The 19,810-nt window shown below is 69.4% G+C and carries 23 protein-coding genes; 6 read left to right on the top strand and 17 right to left on the bottom strand.

Translation table 11 applies throughout. The features are described from left to right. Positions 1–36: 36 nt before the first annotated feature. From NDI86_RS04815 to NDI86_RS04825, 3 genes are all read right to left on the bottom strand, one after another. On the bottom strand, positions 37–537 hold the full coding sequence (locus tag NDI86_RS04815; RefSeq protein ID WP_310899265.1) for a DUF5804 family protein: 501 nt from the start codon (positions 535–537) through the stop codon (positions 37–39). Positions 538–564: 27 nt separating this feature from the next. Then, positions 565–1,752, bottom strand: a complete 1,188-nt coding sequence (locus NDI86_RS04820) for a tRNA sulfurtransferase (RefSeq protein ID WP_310899266.1) — start codon at positions 1,750–1,752, stop codon at positions 565–567. Between the two features lie 127 nt (positions 1,753–1,879). After that, entirely contained in the window at positions 1,880–2,281 is a 402-nt protein-coding gene (locus NDI86_RS04825; RefSeq protein ID WP_310899267.1) for a carboxymuconolactone decarboxylase family protein, read from the bottom strand. 114 nt (positions 2,282–2,395) lie between these two features. Here NDI86_RS04825 and NDI86_RS04830 point away from each other — a divergent pair, with 114 nt between their 5' ends. Then, positions 2,396–2,554: a hypothetical protein gene (locus tag NDI86_RS04830; protein ID WP_310899268.1), complete on the top strand. Its 159-nt coding sequence runs from the start codon at positions 2,396–2,398 to the stop codon at positions 2,552–2,554. Here NDI86_RS04830 and NDI86_RS04835 read toward each other — a convergent pair. The 8 genes from NDI86_RS04835 to NDI86_RS04870 form a co-directional block, all read right to left on the bottom strand. Further along, positions 2,539–4,272, bottom strand: a complete 1,734-nt coding sequence (locus NDI86_RS04835; RefSeq protein WP_310899269.1) for a right-handed parallel beta-helix repeat-containing protein — start codon at positions 4,270–4,272, stop codon at positions 2,539–2,541. The two genes, NDI86_RS04830 and NDI86_RS04835, sit on opposite strands and share 16 nt — an antisense overlap. A 77-nt stretch (positions 4,273–4,349) precedes the next feature. Continuing rightward, the gene (locus tag NDI86_RS04840; RefSeq protein WP_310899270.1) at positions 4,350–5,552 is read right to left on the bottom strand and encodes a methionine adenosyltransferase; all 1,203 of its coding nucleotides are present in this window, start codon (positions 5,550–5,552) and stop codon (positions 4,350–4,352) included. Between the two features lie 62 nt (positions 5,553–5,614). Beyond that, complete coding sequence (gene cyaB / locus NDI86_RS04845) at positions 5,615–6,157, bottom strand: class IV adenylate cyclase (protein ID WP_310899271.1); 543 nt, start codon at positions 6,155–6,157, stop codon at positions 5,615–5,617. Positions 6,158–6,236: 79 nt separating this feature from the next. Continuing rightward, entirely contained in the window at positions 6,237–7,448 is a 1,212-nt protein-coding gene (locus tag NDI86_RS04850) for a hypothetical protein (protein ID WP_310899273.1), read from the bottom strand. Positions 7,449–7,567: 119 nt separating this feature from the next. Next, entirely contained in the window at positions 7,568–8,332 is a 765-nt protein-coding gene (locus tag NDI86_RS04855; RefSeq protein WP_310899274.1) for a SagB/ThcOx family dehydrogenase, read from the bottom strand. Further along, on the bottom strand, positions 8,329–9,624 hold the full coding sequence (locus NDI86_RS04860) for a YcaO-like family protein (RefSeq protein WP_310899275.1): 1,296 nt from the start codon (positions 9,622–9,624) through the stop codon (positions 8,329–8,331). Before NDI86_RS04860 ends, NDI86_RS04855 begins: the two co-directional genes overlap by 4 nt. Beyond that, positions 9,611–10,450, bottom strand: coding sequence for a TOMM precursor leader peptide-binding protein (locus tag NDI86_RS04865; RefSeq protein WP_310899276.1), 840 nt, complete (start codon positions 10,448–10,450; stop codon positions 9,611–9,613). Before NDI86_RS04865 ends, NDI86_RS04860 begins: the two co-directional genes overlap by 14 nt. Positions 10,451–10,495: 45 nt before the next feature. Next, positions 10,496–10,729: a hypothetical protein gene (locus tag NDI86_RS04870; RefSeq protein ID WP_310899277.1), complete on the bottom strand. Its 234-nt coding sequence runs from the start codon at positions 10,727–10,729 to the stop codon at positions 10,496–10,498. Positions 10,730–10,812: 83 nt separating this feature from the next. On the opposite strand from NDI86_RS04870, the gene NDI86_RS04875 reads away from it, so the two are divergent. Both NDI86_RS04875 and NDI86_RS04880 read left to right on the top strand, forming a co-directional pair. Next, a complete protein-coding gene (locus NDI86_RS04875) occupies positions 10,813–11,844 on the top strand; it encodes a threonine ammonia-lyase (protein ID WP_310899278.1) in 1,032 nt (343 codons plus the stop codon). A 49-nt stretch (positions 11,845–11,893) separates the two neighbouring features. Further along, positions 11,894–12,832, top strand: coding sequence for an FKBP-type peptidyl-prolyl cis-trans isomerase (locus NDI86_RS04880; RefSeq protein WP_310899279.1), 939 nt, complete (start codon positions 11,894–11,896; stop codon positions 12,830–12,832). 27 nt (positions 12,833–12,859) lie between these two features. Here the strand turns inward: NDI86_RS04880 and NDI86_RS04885 are convergent, their stop codons facing one another. The 4 genes from NDI86_RS04885 to NDI86_RS04900 form a co-directional block, all read right to left on the bottom strand. Next, positions 12,860–13,138, bottom strand: coding sequence for a HalOD1 output domain-containing protein (locus NDI86_RS04885; protein ID WP_310899280.1), 279 nt, complete (start codon positions 13,136–13,138; stop codon positions 12,860–12,862). Positions 13,139–13,222: 84 nt separating this feature from the next. Beyond that, on the bottom strand, positions 13,223–13,708 hold the full coding sequence (locus NDI86_RS04890) for an Lrp/AsnC family transcriptional regulator (RefSeq protein WP_310899281.1): 486 nt from the start codon (positions 13,706–13,708) through the stop codon (positions 13,223–13,225). Positions 13,709–13,793: 85 nt separating this feature from the next. Next, positions 13,794–14,423 (bottom strand): RAD55 family ATPase, encoded by a 630-nt coding sequence (locus tag NDI86_RS04895; protein WP_310899282.1) that lies wholly within the window; start codon positions 14,421–14,423, stop codon positions 13,794–13,796. Between the two features lie 29 nt (positions 14,424–14,452). After that, positions 14,453–15,100 carry a MinD/ParA family ATP-binding protein gene (locus NDI86_RS04900; RefSeq protein WP_310899283.1) on the bottom strand — a complete coding sequence of 216 codons (648 nt, stop codon included), beginning with the start codon at positions 15,098–15,100 and terminating at the stop codon, positions 14,453–14,455. A gap of 173 nt (positions 15,101–15,273) precedes the next feature. Between NDI86_RS04900 and pyrB the strand changes: the two genes are divergently transcribed. Together pyrB and pyrI are read left to right on the top strand one after the other, a co-directional pair. Then, the gene (pyrB, locus tag NDI86_RS04905) at positions 15,274–16,188 is read left to right on the top strand and encodes an aspartate carbamoyltransferase (RefSeq protein ID WP_310899284.1); all 915 of its coding nucleotides are present in this window, start codon (positions 15,274–15,276) and stop codon (positions 16,186–16,188) included. Continuing rightward, entirely contained in the window at positions 16,185–16,649 is a 465-nt protein-coding gene (gene pyrI, locus NDI86_RS04910) for an aspartate carbamoyltransferase regulatory subunit (RefSeq protein WP_310899285.1), read from the top strand. Before pyrB ends, pyrI begins: the two co-directional genes overlap by 4 nt. Positions 16,650–16,652: 3 nt before the next feature. Here the strand turns inward: pyrI and mobA are convergent, their stop codons facing one another. Next, positions 16,653–17,273, bottom strand: a complete 621-nt coding sequence (mobA, locus tag NDI86_RS04915; protein WP_310899286.1) for a molybdenum cofactor guanylyltransferase — start codon at positions 17,271–17,273, stop codon at positions 16,653–16,655. Positions 17,274–17,369: 96 nt separating this feature from the next. On the opposite strand from mobA, the gene NDI86_RS04920 reads away from it, so the two are divergent. Further along, positions 17,370–17,897, top strand: coding sequence for a MogA/MoaB family molybdenum cofactor biosynthesis protein (locus NDI86_RS04920; protein ID WP_310899287.1), 528 nt, complete (start codon positions 17,370–17,372; stop codon positions 17,895–17,897). A 41-nt stretch (positions 17,898–17,938) separates the two neighbouring features. Here the strand turns inward: NDI86_RS04920 and NDI86_RS04925 are convergent, their stop codons facing one another. Beyond that, entirely contained in the window at positions 17,939–19,801 is a 1,863-nt protein-coding gene (locus NDI86_RS04925; RefSeq protein ID WP_310899288.1) for a hypothetical protein, read from the bottom strand. Between the last annotated feature and the right edge of the window lie 9 nt (positions 19,802–19,810).

Here is a 19,810-nt window from a genome sequence, read left to right on the forward strand (position 1 = left end):
GACGCCACGAAGACACGTCCGAGACGACTGCGCTTCTCACGCTCCGAACTCCGTCTCCGTGACGCGCACGACCAGCGTCTCGTCGACCTCGCGGAGGTCGTAGTCGGGAATCGTCTGGCCCGTCCGGGTCAACAGCATCGGCTCTACGAGCCTCGGCGGCCGGTCGGTGCCGACGTCCGCATTCTCGTCACCGTCGTCGTCGGCCGCGACCACGCCATACACCGTCAGGAACCGCCCGGTCTCGTCGGGCCCTAGCTCGTCGTCCCTGATTGCGGTCGCCAGCTCCCGCGAGAGCCACTCGCTCTCGCTGATGGAGGGCACCTTCACGAACGCGGCATCGGTGAAGCGGACGAGATACCAGTTGAGGTCGTTGAGCAGGGCGACCGCCGCACCCAGGCTCACCGTCTCGACCTGCAGCGTGTTCTCGAAGGGCTCACGGAGGTCGTAGGTGACCAGCGCGTTCCGCGCGGTCTCTCGGGAGAGCAACTCGTACCGGAGGTTCACGTCGTCGCTCCCGACGAGACACACCTGCGCCATACCACGACTCACCAGCCCCCCGGAAATTTACCTTTCGATGGGGACGACCGACCGCTCGGCAGCGCAGGCCCGCGCTCGTTCGAACAGGTCGTCGGGCTCGGCCGCCCGGACCGTCTCGATGTCGGCGTTCGTCTCGGGGAGTTCGGGGGCAACCCGGTTACAGCCGGTGTCGACCGTGGCGTCCTCGAAGGTGCCGATGTGCCGGGCGAGTTGCGTAATCTCCGATTTGTCCGTCGCGACCAGCGGGCGGTGGACCGGCAGGCTCGTCGCCGGGTCGGTGACGGCGAGGTTCGCGCTCGTCTGGCTGGACTTCTGGCCGATGGCCTCGCCGGTCACGACGCCGACGGCCCCCTCGCTCTCGGCGACCGCCTCGGCCGTCGCGAGCATGTATCGTCGGAGCGCGAGCATCCGCAGGTCGCCCATCCCCGTTTCGAGGTCGGCCACGACCGCGCCGGCGTCGACGACGTGCAGCGCCATCGCCTCGCCCGGCGCGTAGCCCGCAAGCGTCTCGACGGTCGCCCGCGCTCGCGCCCGGTGGTCCGGACCGCCGTAGTCCCCCAGGTCGACGTACACGGGGACGACGGGACAGCCCCGAGCCATCAGCTTCCAGGCGGCGACCGGCGAGTCGATACCGCCGCTGATGAGTGCGACCACCGGTCGCTGGGTCCCGAGCGGTAGCCCGCCCGGTCCCGCTCGCTTCTCCAGGAAGACGTACGCCGCCTCGCGTCGACACTCGACGAACAGCCGGAACTCCGGGTCGTCGAGGTCGACCTCCGGCTCGTGGCCCAGCGACTCGATGGCCGCCCACACCGCCGCGCCGCCCTCGGACTCGATGTCGGTGCTGGCGAAGGGGTGGGCGTCGCTGGGGCCGGCCCGAGTGGCGTCGACGGCGAAGCTGCCGCCGTCGTGGTGGCTCTCGGCGGCCGCCGCGAGCGCCGTCTCTATGGCGTCTAGCGTCGGCTCGACCGTCACCGCCGGCGAGGCCGAGACGACCCCGAAGGTGTCAGCCGCGGCGTCGGCCGCCGCGTCCGCGTCGTCGGTGTGGACGAACAGCCGGTTGCGCCGCCGCTCGATGTCGGCCGACAGGCCGCGGCTGTCGAGCATCGCCCGCAGGTTCTCGGCCAGCCGGCCCTCCATCTTCCGGCGGACCTGCTCGCTCTTGACGCCGAGTTCGCCGTGGCGGACGAGCACGACGCCGGCTTCGGGCGGTTGCATACCCGCAGTTGCCAGAAGGGGAATAAAGGGGTGTCGCTCGCGGCCCTCGTACTGGTGGCTGTCCGTTCGCAAAAATATTCGCCGCCCCGGGGTGGCGAACTATCTCCGTTTGTTACAGCGACCAGTATCAGTCGTCGGCCTGTGCCTGGAGGTGGTCGGCCATCTGTGCCACTTCGACTCTGAACTGGTCGAGGTCGTACTCCTGGGCGTGGAGCATCGCGCTGTAGCGCGAGGTCAGGCTCGACAGCGCGTATGTCTCTTCGAGTTCGGCCTCTGTCGCGCCGTGTAGCCGCGCGGCCTTGCGGTGGAAGTGCGCGCAGTAGGGACACTTGATGTTGGCCGCGACGGCCAGTCCCATCAGCTCCCGATACTTCGGCGGAATCTCCGACTCGCCCACGGTGTACTTCTCGAAGAACGGCCACTCGCTCTCCGCGTCGTCCTCGGGGATGGTGCCCAGCGGCGGCGGGACCTGCCCGAAGGTGTCGGTCATCTGCTGTTCCACGTCTGTCTCCGGCTCCTGTGTTGCCATGGCTCTGTGTGGCCAGCCCGGCGGCTGTGTTCCACGGCGGACAGTCGGTCCCGCGCCGAGTTAGTTATGTGTTGGCACACGCCGCTGTGGGGTGGCTTATCGGGCCCGGAACCGATGCGCGCTGGCGTCACCGCGGCAGTCGTCCGCTCGCTCCCGCGGGACTGGCGGTCCGACGCTCGGTACGGTCGGCCTGTCGAGCGGTTCGGCCCGCCGTTCATGAGCGGGGCGTCGTCGCCGGAAGCGCACGACGGCGCGGCCTACGGCGAGACCTGACCGCTGGCGTTCCCCGAGAAGGTGTTGTTCGACCGCGTGAGCCGACCGCCGTCCTCGACGTAGATGGCGTACGTCGAACTATCCCGGAGCGTGGAGTTCCGGACCGTCGCCATGCCCGAGTCCTGGATGTAGACGTTGGCCCAGCCTCCGCTGCCGCCGTTGGCGATCTCACAGTGGTCGAAGACGTTGTCGGGTTCGAGCGAGACGACCTCGATACCGCCCCAGAAGCCCGACACGTCCGTCTCCCCTTCGAACGTTATCGGGTCGTTGGCGGTGCCGACCGCGTTGAGGCTCCCGCCCTGCTCCACACTGAGAAGCGAGCCCTGTGCGAAGGTAAAGGACGCGCCCGGGTCCACCGTGACCGGGGCGTCGATACTGCAACTCTCCGTGAAGTGTACCGTGGTGTCCAGCGCGGGCCAGGTCGTCTGGCGCGGGACGGTCTCGGCGGTGACCTCGACCCGCGTCTGGTCGCCCGACCCGGTGAACGTCGTGTCGGCGTCGATGTCGTCGAGGTTCGCAAGCGGAATGTACATCGACCCCGTCCCGCCCGCCCACACGTCGTTGCCCGTGAACGACTCCAGCGTGGTGTTGGCCTCCGCGTGGAGTCCGTAGGTCTCCGAGGCTCTGAGCGTGCAGTTGTCGATGCTGACACGCCCGCCGTTCTGGACGTAGACGTTCGCCCAGCCGTCGCCACCGCCGTCGACGACAGTGGCGTATGAGAGGTTGTTCCGGTTGTCGGAGACGATTTCGATACCGTGCCAGTATCCCGGCGTGTTGGTCTGTTCGCCGGTGAAGGTGACCTGGCTGCCCGAACTGCCTTCGGCTCTGAGCAACCCGCCCGTTTCGACGCTGAACCGAGTGTCCTGACCGAAGCGGAGGTCGGCTCCCTCGCGGATAACCACCTCGGCCTCTATCGCCACACCGCTTGGGAAGTAGTAGTTCTCGCCGATGTCCAGCCAGATTGTGTCACTGGTGACGGTCTCGTTCCGGACGTCGACACCGCCCGGTTCAGTGGTGTTGTCGTACGCGGTCGCCGTGTCGAGACTGCCCAGGACCGTCGCGGGAACCCGCATCGCTCGCGTCTGGTTGTCGCGGAACGAGCAGTTCCTGAACCGCTGGAGCGTGGTGTTTTCCTCCGCGTCGATGCCGTAGGTCGCGGACCTGTCGAACAGGCAGCCGTTGAACGACACCGCGGCTCCGTTCTGGACGTAGACGTTGGCCCAGCCGCTCGCGCCGCCGTCGCGGACGACGGCGTTTCGCAGCGACGAGTCGGTGCTGTCGGCGGTTATCTCGATACCCTTCCAGCTACCGGGGTCGCCCTCCACGCTGCGAAACTCGGGGGGCTCCTGCTGTGTGCCGTCGGTGACGAGCGTCCCGTCCTCGACCGAGAGTATCGTGTCCTGTTCCGCCTCGACCAGCGCGCCGGTGACGAACAGCGTCGCGCCGTTCGTGACGGTCACGTCGCCGGTCATCCGGTACCGGCAGTCCCACGTCGTGTCCTGGGTTATCGAGCCCGAGACGTCGACGGCCGGTCCACAGGCCCTGTTTTGCTGTTGCTGTGACTGGCTCTGTGTCGACGTGGCCGTCGCCGTCTGTGTCGGAGTCGACGCCCCACCGGTGCCGGTCGACTGGTCGTTACTGTCCGAGGAACACCCCGAGATTCCCAGCGCGCTGGCCGCCAGGCCGGCGCGTAACATCTGCCGCCGTGACAGTTCCATGCAGCTAAGTTATAGTTGGTAGTAATAAACCCATGTGTGAGGCTATCACGGATGAAAACCACGACGGCGAGACCGGCTCAGAACGTCGAGAGGTCGCCCTCGATGACCTTGCGGGTGACGTCGGTCACGTCGGCCAACTGGGCGTCGATGGCGGCCCGGACCTCGTCCTCGATGTCGCCGACGGCGACGCCGTCCTCGGTGACGACCATCGCGTCGGCGACGTGGGGCTGGTCGATGGGCGAGCCGATCTGTGAGAGCAGGCGAATCTGAATCTGGCGGATGCCGTCGACCTCTGTGACGACCGACTTCGCCGTCGCCGTCGAGAGCAGGTTGTATATCTTCCCGATGTGGTTGACGGGGTTCTTCCCCGACGTGGCTTCCATGCTCATCGGGCGGTTCGGCGTGATGAGCCCGTTGGCGCGGTTCCCTCGGCCGACGGAGCCGTCGTCGCCCTGCTCGGCGCTCGTCCCGGTCACGGTGAGGTAGATGGACTCCTCGTCGTAGTCGTCGGCGGTGTTGACGTGGACGCTCACGTCGCGGTCGGTGTACTCCGCCGCCAGCGCATCGACGTGTGTGCGGACGTCCTCGACGGCCGCTCTGTACGCGTCGAGGTCCGCGACGTGCTCGTCGACCATCGCGACGGCGACGGTCACGTCGATGTGGTCGCCCTCGCGCTTGCCCATCACCTTCACGTCCTGGCCGACGACGGGGTTGTCGGCGGCGTACTCGCCGGTGAGCGACCGCTCGGTGTTGTAGACTATCTGCTCGGTCTCGGAGAGGGGCGCGTGGCCGACCCCGTAGCTGGTGTCGTTGGCGTTCGGGACGGTCTCCTCCTCGCCGAAGACCGTCTGGAGGTCGCCCGACCCCTCGCCGAACTCCACGTCGACCACGATGTCCGTCCCGAGGTCCAGATGCGGGAAGTTCTCGCCGAGGTAGTCGCGGGCGGCCCGCAACGCGATGGTCTCGGCGGGGATGCGCTCGCCGTCGTAGGCCTTCGTCGCGCGGCCGACCACGAGCAGATAGATGGGTTCGAGCACCTCGCCGCCGCCGTAGGCCGGCGCCGCCGTCCCGGCCACGAGCTGTGTCTCGTCGGTGTTGTAGTGTAACACCTTTCCGAAGCGGTCGATGTACGTCTGTGCGAGCGCGCGGGAGACGCTCTCGGCGACGCCGTCACAGATGGAGTCGGGGTGGCCGATACCCTTTCGCTCGACGATTTCGACGTTCTGTTCCTCGACCGCGAGTCCGCTCTCGGGCGCGACGTGGATGTTCCGCTCGGTCATTGGTCGCCCTTTGCTGTGGCCGCTTCTATAACTTACGGGAACCGCTCGGCACGCAAAGATTACTACGAGGAATCTTCGAGCAGCAAGCCGAGATACGACGTGCGGGTCTGGTCCTCGGGGTCCAGCCCCAACTCCTGAAGCACCTCGAAGGCGCCCTCGCGAGCGGCCTCGACGCCGTCTTCGTCGGTCTCGGTCTCCACCTCGACGAACTCGCCGACCCCCGAAACGTCGTCGAGCGTCACCGTGTATCCCTCGTAGCGGTAGAACCGCCGCTCTTTCTCGACCGTGGCGGCCGGCGAAAAGCCCAGGTTCTCGAAGATACTGTGGGCCGTCTCGCCGTCCGCGACGGCCGTCTCCGCTTCCTCGCGGGTCTTCGACGCCGCCTCGACGAGCGGGCCCTTGTACGTGATGCGGACCTCGGTGTCGCCCTCGCGGGTCTCGCGGCGCACCCGCAGCGCCTCGTCGGTTTCGGCAAAGTCCCGGTGTGGCGCGTCGTAGTAGGTGTCGACCTGCACGACGTCACCCGTCTGTGTGGCGCCCAGTTCGTCGAGGCGCTGTGCGACCGCGTCGAGGTCGGCGGCGACTTTCACTTCGACTTCGTACATGCGACCCCCGTCGTGACGCGGGCTGAAAAAACGGTGCTATCGCGCTGCTACCGCTGCGGTCCGGACTGGGACGGGGCCGTCAGTCCTTGCCGGTGAAGTGGCCCTGCTCGTCCCGGTCCTGCTCCTCTGCGGAGTGCTGGCCGCCGCGCGAGCGGGCCTCCTGGGTCAGTCCCTGGGTGTTCCCCTGCTGGGACCCTTGCCCTTCGTCGCGCTGGCTCTCCTGCTCTCGCTGTTCGTGCTGCTGGAGCTGCTGGCGGCCGTGCTGTGCGCCGCGGGGCTGCTGGTGGCTCTGCTGTTGGTTACCCTGGTGGCCGGTGAACTGGCCCTGCTGGTCGCGCTGCTGGGAGTGTGCGGAGTGCTGGCCGCCGATGCTCCGTCCCTGCTGGCCGCCGAACTGCTGGCCCTGGTGGCTCTGTTGCTGGCCGCCGAACTGCTGGCCCTGGTGGCCCTGCTGCTGGCCGTGCTGCTGGTTACCCTGGTGGCCGGTGAACTGGCCCTGCTGGTCGCGCTGCTGGGAGTGTGCGGAGTGCTGGCCGCCGATGCTCCGCCCCTGCTGGCCGCCGAACTGCTGGCCGCCGTGTTGCTGTGCGTGCTGGCCCTGCTGACTGCCCATCCCTTGCTGCTGGCCGTACTGCTGGCCCTGCTGGTGGCCGCCCTGTGAGACGAACTGGCCGTGTTCGCCGCGTGGCTGGTGCTGGGCCTGCTGGCGGTGTTCCTGTCGGAACTGCTGGGAGTGGCGCTGGTCGGCGGGCTGGCCCTGCTGCTGGGGCTGCTGGCTCTGCTGCTGTTGTGGGTGCCCCTGCTGTTGCCCGTACTGCTGGGGCTGCTGACTCTGCTGTTGCCCGTACTGCTGGGGCTGCTGTCCGGTCTGCTGCTGACCGCCCATCCCCTGCTGGTGGCCGCCCTGCGAGACGAACTGGCCGTGCTGGCCGCGAGGCTGGTGCTGGGTCTGCTGGCGGTGCTCCTGTCGGAACTGCTGGGAGTGGCGCTGGTCGGCCGCGCCTTGGTCGGCACCGCGGCCCTGTTTGCCCGGCCAGCCGGCCTGCTGGCCGCTGGGCTGTTGCTGCTGGGAGAGATACCCCGCCTCCTGTCGGGGCGTCTGCTGTGGTCGCTGCTTCCCGGTCTGCTGACCGTGCTGTTGGCCCTGCTGCTGGGGCTGCTGGCCGAACTGCTGGCCCTGCTGCTGGGGCTGCTGGCCCTGCTGCTGGGGCTGTTGGCCGTACTGCTGGCTCTGCTGACCGTACCCCTGCTGACGATGCTGCTGACCCTGGTTCTGATTGTGATGTGGCATGGTTGCTGTCGTGTCTTGCCGCTGGGGCCACCGAACGCCCCACCGGAAGGCACGCCGTCCAGCGAGGGCTATGTTGTGCCTGCACCTGCCACGGGCCACGGGGCGTTTTCGCTTCCGTCTCAGGGGCCGGCGAGCGCGACGCTCACGAGCGCCCACTCGTCCGACTCGTCCGCGAGCCCGAGCAGTTCGTCGACGGCGTCGTAGCGAAAGCCGGCGTACGGCCGCGAACCGATACCCAGGTGCCCGGCGGCGAGCTGGACCGCGTGTATCACCGCGCCGGCCTCGACGAGCGTGAACAGATATCCACGCTCGCCGTACTTCACCGTCGACCGTGACGGGAGGCCAGCGACGAGGAGCATGACGCTGACGCCGTGGTCGGCGCCGAGATGCGTCCACTCGTCGGCGACGAAGCGGTCGAGCGGGCCGAACCGGTCGGCGACGTAGTCGGGGTCGGCCGGCCGCTCCAGCGTGTTCGCCGCCGGGTTGTAGTGGTAGAGCCCGGCGTCGATATCCACGGCGTCGAGGACGAGCGGGTAGAGTTCGAGGGGGTACAGCTGACCCGCGGAGGCGACGGGTCGGGTCCCCGTCTCCGGGGTAACCCGGTATGCACTGGCAAGGACGGCGAACAGTTCGTCCCGACTCACCGGCCGCGGTTCGGTGGCGTCGTCGAACGACGACCGCGAGCGGAGCCGTCGCAGGAACGCGCTGTCGTCGGGGTCGAACGACTCCGACGGCGTCTCGGCGGGCAGTCGCGTGAACTCCCGATACTCGCCGGTCGGCCAGTCCCGGTCCCCGTCGACGGTCACGGCCGGGTCGACGAGGTCGTACTGGTTCCGGTGGTACAGCCGATACAGCGGCAACAGCCCCTCGGTGTGTCGTCTCATGGGAACGGGTGCGGGCAGTCGTTCAGGTCGGTCGGTGTCGGCGGGGAGGCGACGTATCCACGGGACACCGGCACCGTCGCGAGCCGGTCGCCACCCCAGTAGCGGTGGGCGCCGTGGAGGTACAGCGGCTGGGCGGCCGGCGCGAGCACGCGGACGACGGTGAAGCCGGCCGACGCCACGTCCCGCGTCGTCACGTCGACTGTGTAAACGTCCCACGTCTCGGTGACGGTCGGGACCACGTCGCTCGCGTCGAGGGCGGCCGTCTCGGCGGCCACGTCGGCCAGCGTCGTGGCCGGGTCCCGGTCCGTCCAGAAGCCGAGTTCGGCCGCCGCGCCCCGCTCGCCCCACGCCAGCAGTCGCTCCTCGCGACCGACCTCGTCGGGGGACAGGGCCGAGAGCGACGGTCGCGCGCCCGACCGGGCGCGCAGGTGACGCTGGTAGAGCCGCGTCTGTATCGCCTCTTCGAGCGCCGACTGGGCCGCCCCGCGCGCGTCGGCGGCAGCGGCCGCGGCGACGGATACCTCGGGGGTGGCGTGGCGGTCGACCAGGACCGCGACGACCACCGGCACCCCGAGGTCGGTGCGAGCGTCGAGCAGATACCAGTCGATACCGGCCCGGTCGAGGCGGTCACACAGCGTCCCAACTGACCCCTCGCGCTCCGGGACCCGTATCGTCGGTAGCGGGCTCTCGGTGAGATAGTACAGCACGAACGCGTCCCGTTCGACGACCTCCAGCAGGCCGCGGCGGACGGCTCCCGCCAGCTCGAACCCGGCGGCCAGACCGGTGCTGATAGGGGCGCGGACGAACGGCTGGTCGCGCATGTCGTAGGAGAGGTAGACCAGCTGGGCCGGGACCTGCACCTCTGTGCCGTCGTCCAGCCGCTCGCCCGCGACCCACTGGAGTTCGTCGCCGGGTTCGTACTGCGGGACGGTCCCGGCCGCTCGCTGTTCGGGCGCGAACGTCACCACGTCCGCGGGGTCGACCGCCCCGTCGAGGGTGTCGTATGTCGCCGCTCGCAGGTCCCGGTTCCGGTAGATGGCCGCGCTGTAGCGTTCGACGCCCTCGCCGATGGCCGCCGCCAGAGCCGCCTCGGGGGTCAGCGCGGCGCCGCCCTCGCTCGGCGGGACCGCGACGCCGTCGGTCAGTGCGCCCGGATGGGACCGGTCGACAGCGGCGGTGTGGAGCCGCGGTTCGTCGGCGGGTGCGGTGCCAGTTCGGAGGCGCTCGAACACGCCCACCGACGGGTCGACCAGCGCGCGGCCGGCCCGGACGACCCGGTCAGCTCCCACCATCACAGGCCTCGCATCCGGGGACCCCGAACAGTCGGGCGTCGCTGTAGTCGAGCGTTCGGAGGTCCAACCGGACCAGCCGCCCGACCAGCTCCGGCGGCAGTCGACCCAGTCCCGCCCGGAGCGCCAGCTGTGTCAGGACGTGCGAGCAAAACGCCGTCTCGTAGGTCGACGCCGGATTGAGCGCGCGGTACGACAGCTGTTGGCCGGCGTCGTTCAGTTCCTCCCGAGTGGTCAGACACGCCAGGCACGATTCGCTCGACGGCGAGAGCACCGGACCGATTTCGACCTCGGGGCCGTGGACCGCTGCCCGCACGAGTGTCGCCTCCGAATCCAGCCACGCCCGGTTGACGGTCTGGCGGTCCGCGGCGGCGTCGCTCTCGACGAACACCACCACGTCGGGGTCGGTCTCGCTCGTGGTACAGCCAAGCGCCGCGAGCGACTCGCCGAGTCGCTCGGTGGTCGCTGCGTCGCCGTAGCGCCCGACGGTGAGTGACTGCACCCGGTCGGCAAAGCCGGGCCGCCGGTCGGCGTCGAGTTCGAGCAACAGCCCTTCCAGCAGGCTCCGATGCACGTCGTCCACGTCGAACGCGGACAGCCGTTCGACCGGGTAGAGCAGGCCCGCGGCGACGAGGCGCTCGGCGACCGCGAGCGTGGTCGCTTCGTCACCGATGGTCGGGACCACCTCGCTCAGGGGGGTCCGGCCGTCGCTGGCCGCCAGCAGGTCGCCGCTCGGCCGCGCCGCCTCGCCCGAGAGGGTCCTGGTGCCGGTCGGCCCGGTGACGACGATATCGTCGCCGTACTCGGCCATGGCCGTGCCCTGTGGCACCGTGAGGCGGCTCTCGGCGCTCAACTCTGGGGGGGGTAGCCGGTGTCATGCTCGCTCGTCGTGTCCCGGTGCGGCCGCGCTACAGCCCCCGCTGCCACCGCCGCCACAGGACCCGCCGCCACCGCCGCCGTAGGAGCCGCCGCCGGCGGGGCCGCCCCGCTCGTCGCCGTCCGTCTCCGCCTCGTCGGACTGTTCTTCTGCTTCGTCCTCCTCCGCTCGGAGGTCCGGCGGCAGCCCGTCGGTTATCTCCAGGTCGATGTCCGTGTCGTGCGGAGACATACCACGGCGTTCGCCCGCTGTTCGTAAAAACCTGGCCCGCACGAGACCGCGACTTTTAGTGTGCTCGCCGCCGGGGGAGGTGTATGGACGGTCGCTACGAACCGGTCGAGTCCCCCGACGACACGACCGTCTTCCCGTACCACGACCTGACGCCGCCGACGACCGCCGACGTGGCCAGGGCCCGGAAGGTAGTCACGCGGTATCTCCCCGAGACGCCGCTGGTCCGCAGCGAACACCTCTCGGCGGCGCTTTCCGCCGACGTCTATCTCAAACGCGACGACACGCTCCCGACGGGCGCGTTCAAGGTCCGCGGGGGCGTCACGCTCGTCTCCTCGCTCGACGACGAGTTCCGCGACCGGGGGCTCGTCACCGCCAGTTCCGGAAACCACGGGCTCTCCATCGCCTGGGCGGGGCGAGAGTTCGACGTGCCCGTCACCATCGGCGTGCCCGAGGGCGCCAACGCCGGGAAGGTCGCGGCCATGGAGCGACTCGGCGCCGACGTCCGCCAGCACGGCCCGGACTACGACGCCGCCCGCGAACACGTCGAACAGCTCGCTATCGAGACCGGCAAGCGCTACGTCCACTCGGGCAACGAGCCGAAACTGCTGGCCGGCGTCGGCACCGCCGGACTGGAGGTGGTCGAGGAACTCCCCGACGTGGACCGCCTCTACTGTCCCGTCGGCGGCGGCACCGCGGCCGTCGGCTACTGTCTCACCGTCGGCGCCGTGACCGACGCCGACGTTATCGGCGTCCAGTCCGCCGCCGCCCCGGCGATGCATCGGGCCTACCACGAGGACACGCTGGCGCCACACGACCGGATGGAGACCAGCGCCGAGGGCGTCGCCACGCGGGTCCCCTTCGCCCTCACCATGGGGTTGCTCCGGGATGGACTGGCGGACTTCGAACTCGTCTCGGAGGCCGCCATCCGCGACGCCGTCGCCCGGCTGTTCACCGAGGAGCGCATCGTCATGGAAGGCGCCTGCGGGACGGCCGTCGCCGCCGCGCTCGAGGCGGACGATATCGCCGGCGAGACCGTCGTGCTCCCGGTCTCGGGCCGCAACATCGACCGCGCGAAACTCGACGCCTTTCTCGCCGAGTACGCCGACGCGGCGTAGGCCAGGTCGAAACGTTGTTCTTAAGAGTGCCACGGCAGTCCATCGGGGTATGAGCAACGACTCCGAGGCCGAGGACACAGAGGAAGCAGTCGAGGAAGAGACGGCCGACGAAGAGACCGAGAGCGGACTCCAGTCGGGAGACGTAGTCACGCTCGCCTACACGGCGCGAACCGTCGACGGCGACCAGCTCGTCGACACCACCGACGAGGAGGTCGCTGCCGACGAGGGCATCGACACCGAGCAGCAAGAGTGGGGGCCACGGACCATCGTCCTGGGGGAGGGCCACATCTTCCCGGACGTCGAGCAGGACGTCTACGGCAAGGAGGTCGGTGACGAGGGCACCGTCACCGTCGCCGCCGAGGACGCCTTCGGCGAGTACGACGAGAGCGAGGTCCGCACCGTCTCGAAGGACAAGATAGACGAGGACGACCGCTACCCCGGCGCCCAGGTCCAGATAGACGGCCAGCAGGGCCGCGTCGAGACCATCATCGGCGGCCGCGCACGCGTGGACTTCAACCACCCGCTGGCCGGCGAGGCCGTCGAGTACGACTACGAGGTCGAAAGCGAGGTCACCGACCGCGAGGAGAAGGCCCAGGGCATCCTCTCGCTGATGCTCGACACCGAGCTTAACGTCTGGTTCGAGGACGAGACCGTCGAGGAAGAGCAGCTCGTCGAGAGCGAGGACGACGACGAGGAGAGCGAGCCCGAGTACGAGACCGTCGAGGTCGAGAAAGACACCCTCTACATCGAGGCCACGCCCCAGCTGACGATGAACCAGCAGTGGATGATGGGCAAACAGCAGATAGCCCAGCAGCTGACCCAGCTGCTCGGCGTGGACCGCATCATCGTCCAGGAGGAGATCGGCGGCGGCGGCATGGGCATGCCCGGCATGATGGGCGGCGGTCTGGGCGGCCTCGAAGAGCAACTCGAGGACGCCGACGTCGACGCCGAGGAAATCGCGGAAGAACTAGAGAACGCCGGCGAGTAACGACGCGGTTTCTCGCCGCGGCGGTGACTACCTGTCCACTGTCGTCTCGTCGAGCGGGTCGACCGACACCCGCCGGTCGCTGTCGACGACGACCCGATAGCCACAGTAGTCGAAGGCGACCCGGCCACGTCGTTGCGCGCCGTCGGCCCTCGGTGCGAACAACGCTTCGAGGGCGCCGACATCGACCGCGTCGTTGAGAGGCACGTCGAGTTCGGTCGGGTCGACACCCTCCTCGTCCGCGACGGTCTCGACGATGGCGACACAGAGACTCCCCGCGCCGTCCGGGGTAGTGATAGGCTGACGCATTGGCGAAAGTATCGTCCTACCCGTATTTAAGCCGCGTGCAAATTTGACAAAACTGCAGCGACTTTAAATCCGGCTGGAAAACATTCAGTCGCTCTCCCCGTCGATGAACTTCTGGCCGAAGTGGTTGTACGGTCTCGTCCGCTCGCGTTTCAGTATCTCGAACCGTTCGATGTCGACGCCCAGTCGATCCAGTTCCCGCAGGCTCTCCTCCAGTTTCTCGCGGGTATGCTCGACCAGTTCGATGGAGACGTTCCCCCTGTTGCTCAGCAGTTCGCGCACGCTCACGACGCCGGCTACCGACATGATGTCGTCGACGATGGCCGCCTGCTCGTCGAAGGGCACGGTGCCGACGACCACGAAGTGGTGTTCCAGACCGGCCTTCTCGTAGTCCACGGTCGGGTGATAGCCGGTGATGACGCCCTGGGATTCGAGTTTCTGGATGCGGTTCGCCACCGTGCTCGAGGAGACGCCGACCGATTCCCCGATGCTCGTGGTCGTGTTGCTGCGCGCGTTCTCCTGGAGGAGATAGATGATGCCCTTGTCGACGGGGTCCAATCCGTGAATGGCCACACTGTTGACACGGCCTGGTCCGTTATAATAGCGGTGTAATGGTACTTAGGGCGCCGGAGTCCGTTCGCGATACGGCCCGGAGATGTCAGGCGATATCCCGGCTCGTGTCGATGCTGACCTGCTCGACCAGGTCGAGCTTGATGACGTCGTTGGGCGCGCGCCCGCCCCGGAACTTCGGAATCGCCAGCTTGTTCTCCACCTCGTCGCCGGTCGTCCGGGTTCTGAGCTGGAAGACGACGTCGGCGAAGTGTTCGGTGGTGTCCCGCAGCGGGGGCACCTCGCGGCCGTCGAGACAGTGCAGGATGGCCATACTCCCCGTGTTGACGATGTGGTTCTGGAGGTCGTTCATGAACGCCCGGAACCGGGAGTGGGGCTCCTGGGCTTCCAGCACGTCCAGCGGGTCGACGATGAGGTTGGAGGTCTCTGGCAGCGCCGAGACGAGCTTGCCCGCGTTGTCCAGCGGTGCCTCGCCGGAGATGTGGCGCACGGTCGGGTCGCCGGTGTTGGCCGGCGTCTGCTCGATGCTGGCGACGACCGACTCCGCGGTGCGGTCCAGCGAGAGCCACAGCGTCCCGCGCGTGGCGGTGAGTTCGTAGAGGAACAGCTCCGCCTGGCTCGCCGGCTGGGCCGTCAGCGCGACGATGCTCCCCGCTGGGATGCCGCCGTCGAGCTTCCGGTCGAGGACGTCGATGCCCGTGCGGAGCCGGTTCACCATGCTACGGGGAAACTACCCGGCCCACCCGATTAAATATTCCGCTTGGGTAGCGATTTGGCACATTGGCGGTGTCTCGCGGCCGATTCCTGCGTTTCGAGTGGAGGTTCCGATAGCTCCGGGACGTGGACGACCTGGTCACAGCCGAGGAGTTCGCTCGGGTCGACGCGGCCGTCGCTGCGGACCAGCACGACGGCGGCGGGCGGGGCGTCGAGTTGGCGCGCCATCGCGGCCGTCTTGGCGGCGTCGCGAAGGCTCCGCTCCCGGGGCGTCGAGACGAGCACGGTCCGGTCGGCCGCCCGCAGCGGCGCCGCGGCGTCCGGACTCGCGCCGGCCGGACAGTCCAGCACGACGGGCGCTCCCTGAGTCGTCTCGCCACCGCCGCCCCCCAGTCGCTCGAACAGCGCCGCGGCGGTCGCCGTGTCGGCCCCGGCAGACGGCAGCACGTCTATCTCTGGGAAGCGGCCGCTCCGCTGGGCGACCGCGTGGGGGTCTCCGCTGTCGACGGCCGCGGCGATACCGGGCGCCCGGTCGACGCCGGTCCGGTGGTGGAGGTCCGGCATGTCGAGGTCCGCGTCGACCACCAGGGGTCGCGCCCCCAGCGCGGCCAGTCCGCGCGCGAGCCCGACGGCCGTCGTCGTCTTCCCACACCCTCCCTTCCCTCCGGCGACGGCGAGCATAGCGGGTCTGTGCTCGCTATGGGTTTTGAATGCTTGGCTAGCGACTGCGGGGAGCGCTCTCACACAGCGGCCAGCAATCGCTACTCTCGAACAACCGGCAGTCGACAGCCCAGCGACTGCAACTAGGGCGTGTCGAGAGATTCAAGAGCGTGGGGGGCGGGGGTGGGAGTAAGATGCGGCACGACCACATCATCAGCGCCAAACAGCTGTCGCGGGCCGACATCGAGGCGGTGCTCGACCACGCGGCCGACATCGCGGCGGACCCGGCGGCCTACGCCGACCGGCACGCCGACACGCTGCTGGGCATGCTCTTTTTCGAGCCCAGCACGCGGACCAAGATGAGCTTCACGACGGCGATGAAGCGCCTGGGTGGGGACATCGTCGACATGGGCTCGGTGGAGTCCTCGAGCGTCAAGAAGGGGGAGTCGCTGGCCGACACCGTCCGCGTCGTCGAGGGGTACGCCGACGCCCTGGTGCTTCGCCACCCGATGGAGGGGTCGGCGAAGATGGCCAGCGAGTTCGTCGACGTCCCCCTCGTGAACGCCGGCGACGGCGCCGGCCAGCACCCGACCCAGACGCTGCTCGACCTCTACACCATCCGCGAGAACGCCGGCTTCGACGATTTGACTATCGGCATCATGGGCGACCTGAAGTACGGCCGCACCGTCCACTCGCTGGCCCACGCGCTGACGAACGTCGACGCCCACCAGCACTTCATCAGCCCCGAGTCCCTGCAACTGCCTCGGTCGGTGCGGTACGACCTCCACCAGGAGGGGGCCGAAGTGCGCGAACACACCGCTCTGGAAGAGATTCTCCCAGAACTCGACGTGCTGTACGTCACCCGCATCCAGCGCGAGCGGTTCCCCGACGAGAGCGAGTACCGCGCCGTCGCCGGCCAGTACCAGATAGACACCGAGACCCTCGAAGCGGCGAAAGACGACCTGACCGTGATGCACCCGCTCCCCCGCGTGGACGAAATCGCACACGACGTCGACGACACCGACTACGCGACCTACTTCGAGCAGGCCCACAACGGCGTCCCCGTCAGGATGGCGCTGCTCGACCTGCTCCTGGAGGCCCACCAATGACCGACGACCGGAAACTCCGCGTCTCGAAGATTCGCAACGGCACCGTCATCGACCACATCACCGGCGGTCAGGCGCTGAACGTCCTCGCCATCCTGGGCATCGACGGCACCAGCGGCGACTCGGTCTCGGTCGCCATGAACATGCCGTCCGACCGCCTGGGCAAGAAAGACATCGTGAAAGTCGAGGGCCGCGAGCTCTCACAGGACGAGGTCGACGTGTTGTCGCTCATCGCGCCCGCCGCCTCCATCAACATCGTCCGCGAGTTCGAGGTGGTCGAGAAGGCCCGCGTCGAGCGCCCCTCGATGGTCGAAGGGGTCCTCGAATGCCCGAACCACAACTGCATCTCGACGGAGGACGAACCGGTTCAGTCCCGCTTTGCCGTCGTCGACGACGGCGTGCGCTGTGAGTACTGCGACACCATCATCCGGGACGACCTGCCGGCGCACATCCTCGCCGAGTAACCGTCAGTTCGCGTCTGTCTCCGCCCTCTCTAACTCGTCCAGTCGTGCCCGCGTATCGACGCTGGTGAGCGACTGTGTCGGGACGCTCTCGACGTACTCGACGGCGAGACGGTCCAGCAACGCCCGCAGGCTCCGCTCGCCGTCGTCCAGTGTTGACCGCGCCACCGCCAGAGTCGGCTCCACCCGATACACCGCGTGCAGCGGTTCCGGCCCCCCCTCGGTCCGTGGGACTACGGCGTCGCTGTCGCCGAGTTCGTCCCGAAGCGCCTCCAGGGCCGCCGCGCCGGAAAGCGGCATGTCACAGCCAAGCACGACTGCGTGGTCGGTCCCGACGGCGGCGAGTGCGGTCGCCAGCCCCGCCAGTGGCCCCTCGTCGGGCCGCTCGTCGAGCGCCCAGGCGATATCCGCGTCGAGACCAGATAGCGCGTCGACGAAGTCGGGCCGCTGGTCCGGACGACAGTTGACGACGACGGTGTCAGCCAGTTCGGCGAGCGTCGCGGCGACGTGGGCGAGCAGCGGCCGGCCGTCCAGGTCCGCCAGGGCTTTCTCGCGGTCACCAAAGCGGGTCGAGCGGCCGCCGGCGACGACGACGCCGGTGGCGGTCGAGTGTTCGTCGGTCGGCACACACCGGAGTGGGCCACGCTCGCAGATAGAACCCTCGCCTGCTGCCCGCCGCGGCGACCCCTGACTGTTTAGGACGCCCACGCGGCTATGGCACGTATGGGCGAGACGCACGACCACGATGACCACGCACATGGCGACCACCACGACCACGACGAAGACACCGTCTCCCTCGCAATCGTCACCGTCTCCTCCTCGCGGACGCTGGACGACGATCCTGGCGGCGACGTAATCGAAGCGACGCTCACAGAAGCGGGCCACGAGGTGACCGACCGCGAGGTCGTCACGGACGACCGGGTCGCCATCGCCGACGGCGTGACGAACGCGCTGGCGGCGGGCGCCGACGTGGTGGTGACCACCGGCGGGACCGGCCTCACCCCCGACGACGTGACCGTCGACGCCCTCGCCCCGCTGTTCGACCGCGAGATACCTGGTTTCGGGGAGCTGTTCCGCTATCTCTCGTACGAGGAGGTCGGCCCGATGGCGATGGCCTCCCGTGCCACCGCGGGCGTCGTCGCGGACCGACTGGTCTTTTGCCTGCCCGGCAGCGAGAACGCCGCCCGGACCGGCGCCGAGCGACTGGTCGCGCCGGCGGTCGGCCATCTGCTCGGCCTGGCTCGGCGGTGACGCCGCGTCGTGGGCGACCGCGCTCCCGAGCGCAGACGGGTCTAACACCCCGATGCGCGGTCGCGGTCGCCCTCGGCGGCGGCTTCCGCGAGGAGCGTCCGGCGGTCGCCCACCGCGCCCGCCTCGGCGGCGGCGACCAGGTGGGCCATCGCGTCCCGGAGGTGACCGACGCGACAGAGCGCCCGGTCGACCTCGGCGCCGAACTGCGCGCCCGCGTCCGCACGACCGTCCTCGAAGACTGTTTCGGCGTCTTCGAACCGGCCGTCGGCGAACCGGAACCGTACCCTGGCGGCGGCGAACTCCCCCGACGTCATGTCCCGCCGACCCGCCGCGGCCGCCTGTCGGCCCGCCACGACCAGTTCGTACCCCTCGCCCAGCGACCGCAGGACCGACGCCCGGCGAGAGGCGCGGTCGAACTCCGACCCGAAGAGGTCGTCGTCGCCAGCAGGGTCGCCCGCGGCGAACGCCGTCTCCGCGCGGCCGGCCGCGACCGCCGCGTCGGCGAAGGCCGACGCCGCCCTGTCGTATCGCTCGTCCGTGAACGCGCGCTCGCCCGCTCCGAGCAACGCTCGCCCGTCCAGGACGTGCCCGTAGCCGCCCGCGAGCGCGTCGAGCGCGCCCGCCCGCGAGCGCGCTTCAGCGAGTTCGTCCCCGAACAGGTCCGGAGCCGACCCCGCCCCGGCGGCGAACGTCTCGTCGGCCGCCGTCGCGTCGGCGCTCGCGTCGTCGAGCGACGACTGCGCCGTCCCGGTCCCGTCGTCGAGCGCGCTTTCGGCCGTCGCCAGGTGGTCCCACGCGTCGAGGAGGCGCGCGTACCCGTCCGACAGTGACTCCATCACCGTCGCCCGGTCCCGCGCCGTCCGGAACTCGTCGGCGAACTCCGCCCGGACGGCCGCCCCCGCGTCGAACCGGTCGGACGCGGTGGTCGCGTCCGCGCTCCCGGCCCCGAGCGCCTCGCGAGCGGCATCGCGCTCGTCGCGCTCGATGGCAGACTCCGCCGCGCGCAGGTGGTCCCGGCTGTCGACCAGCGAGACGTATCCCGCAGCGAGACGACTGAGCGCGCGACTCCGCTCGTCACCGTCCGTGAGTTCGCTCCGGAGGTCGGCCGCCGCCCGGCCCTCGGCGTCGGTGAACGTCGCCCCGGCGTCGGTGAACGCCGACTCGGCGTCCGAAAACGACGCCCTGGCGGCGTCGAACGCCTCGGCGTCGACCCGCGACTCGCCCGTCCGGAGGGCCGCGACGCCGTCGAGGTACGTGTCGTACCCGACCGCGAGGCCGTCGACGCCGACGATAACTTCGAGCAGCGCCTCGACGCCCGAGCGGACCGCGTCGTACGCGGCGTCGAGCGCCGTCAGCCGGTCGCCGTCGGCGCCCGCGAGGGCGACTGTGGCCCCGTCGCAGGCGGTCTGTGCCGCCCCGCTTGCGGTCGTCGCCGCCTCCAGCGTCGCGCTCGCGGCGTCGATATCTACGTCGTCCCCGCCGCTGTCGAGACCGCTCCGGGCCGTTTCCAGCAGGTCGCGTGCGGCGGTGACCTCGGCCACCGCGTCGACGGTCCCTTCGACGCCGTCGGCGTAGCGCCCGACCGCCGCCACGTCGGCCCCGTCGGCGTCGCTCTCCCCGGCCGCGGTGACTGCCTCGCGAGCGGTCCGGATACGCGCTCTCGGCCCGCTCGCGTCGAACGCCGGCGGGCTGCCGTCCCCGGCGGCGGCCGCTTCCTCGCGGTCCCGGAACTCGTCGACCGCCAGGGCGGCCTTGTTGAGTTGCCCGACGGCAGTCGCGAGGTGGTCCGCGCCGCTCGGTTCGAAGGTCGCCTCGTCGGGCCTGTCGTCCCCGAGCGCACCGCAGCCGGCGAGGCCGGCCGCAACTGCCGATATCGCGACACGTAGAAAGTTTCGACGTCCCATAGCGCCCCA

This window comes from Haloarcula onubensis (assembly GCF_031624605.1).
GTDB lineage: Archaea > Halobacteriota > Halobacteria > Halobacteriales > Haloarculaceae > Haloarcula > Haloarcula onubensis.

Excerpts from the sequence above, each read along its gene's own strand:
- NDI86_RS04815 (WP_310899265.1), bottom strand. The coding sequence starts at position 537 with ATGGCGCAGGTGTGTCTCGTCGGGAGCGACGACGTGAACCTCCGGTAC.
- NDI86_RS04820 (WP_310899266.1), bottom strand. The coding sequence starts at position 1,752 with ATGCAACCGCCCGAAGCCGGCGTCGTGCTCGTCCGCCACGGCGAACTC.
- NDI86_RS04825 (WP_310899267.1), bottom strand. The coding sequence starts at position 2,281 with ATGGCAACACAGGAGCCGGAGACAGACGTGGAACAGCAGATGACCGAC.
- NDI86_RS04830 (WP_310899268.1), top strand. The coding sequence starts at position 2,396 with ATGCGCGCTGGCGTCACCGCGGCAGTCGTCCGCTCGCTCCCGCGGGAC.
- NDI86_RS04835 (WP_310899269.1), bottom strand. The coding sequence starts at position 4,272 with ATGGAACTGTCACGGCGGCAGATGTTACGCGCCGGCCTGGCGGCCAGC.
- NDI86_RS04840 (WP_310899270.1), bottom strand. The coding sequence starts at position 5,552 with ATGACCGAGCGGAACATCCACGTCGCGCCCGAGAGCGGACTCGCGGTC.
- cyaB (WP_310899271.1), bottom strand. The coding sequence starts at position 6,157 with ATGTACGAAGTCGAAGTGAAAGTCGCCGCCGACCTCGACGCGGTCGCA.
- NDI86_RS04850 (WP_310899273.1), bottom strand. The coding sequence starts at position 7,448 with ATGCCACATCACAATCAGAACCAGGGTCAGCAGCATCGTCAGCAGGGG.
- NDI86_RS04855 (WP_310899274.1), bottom strand. The coding sequence starts at position 8,332 with ATGAGACGACACACCGAGGGGCTGTTGCCGCTGTATCGGCTGTACCAC.
- NDI86_RS04860 (WP_310899275.1), bottom strand. The coding sequence starts at position 9,624 with ATGGTGGGAGCTGACCGGGTCGTCCGGGCCGGCCGCGCGCTGGTCGAC.
- NDI86_RS04870 (WP_310899277.1), bottom strand. The coding sequence starts at position 10,729 with ATGTCTCCGCACGACACGGACATCGACCTGGAGATAACCGACGGGCTG.
- NDI86_RS04875 (WP_310899278.1), top strand. The coding sequence starts at position 10,813 with ATGGACGGTCGCTACGAACCGGTCGAGTCCCCCGACGACACGACCGTC.
- NDI86_RS04880 (WP_310899279.1), top strand. The coding sequence starts at position 11,894 with ATGAGCAACGACTCCGAGGCCGAGGACACAGAGGAAGCAGTCGAGGAA.
- NDI86_RS04885 (WP_310899280.1), bottom strand. The coding sequence starts at position 13,138 with ATGCGTCAGCCTATCACTACCCCGGACGGCGCGGGGAGTCTCTGTGTC.
- NDI86_RS04895 (WP_310899282.1), bottom strand. The coding sequence starts at position 14,423 with ATGGTGAACCGGCTCCGCACGGGCATCGACGTCCTCGACCGGAAGCTC.
- NDI86_RS04900 (WP_310899283.1), bottom strand. The coding sequence starts at position 15,100 with ATGCTCGCCGTCGCCGGAGGGAAGGGAGGGTGTGGGAAGACGACGACG.
- pyrB (WP_310899284.1), top strand. The coding sequence starts at position 15,274 with ATGCGGCACGACCACATCATCAGCGCCAAACAGCTGTCGCGGGCCGAC.
- pyrI (WP_310899285.1), top strand. The coding sequence starts at position 16,185 with ATGACCGACGACCGGAAACTCCGCGTCTCGAAGATTCGCAACGGCACC.
- NDI86_RS04920 (WP_310899287.1), top strand. The coding sequence starts at position 17,370 with ATGGGCGAGACGCACGACCACGATGACCACGCACATGGCGACCACCAC.
- NDI86_RS04925 (WP_310899288.1), bottom strand. The coding sequence starts at position 19,801 with ATGGGACGTCGAAACTTTCTACGTGTCGCGATATCGGCAGTTGCGGCC.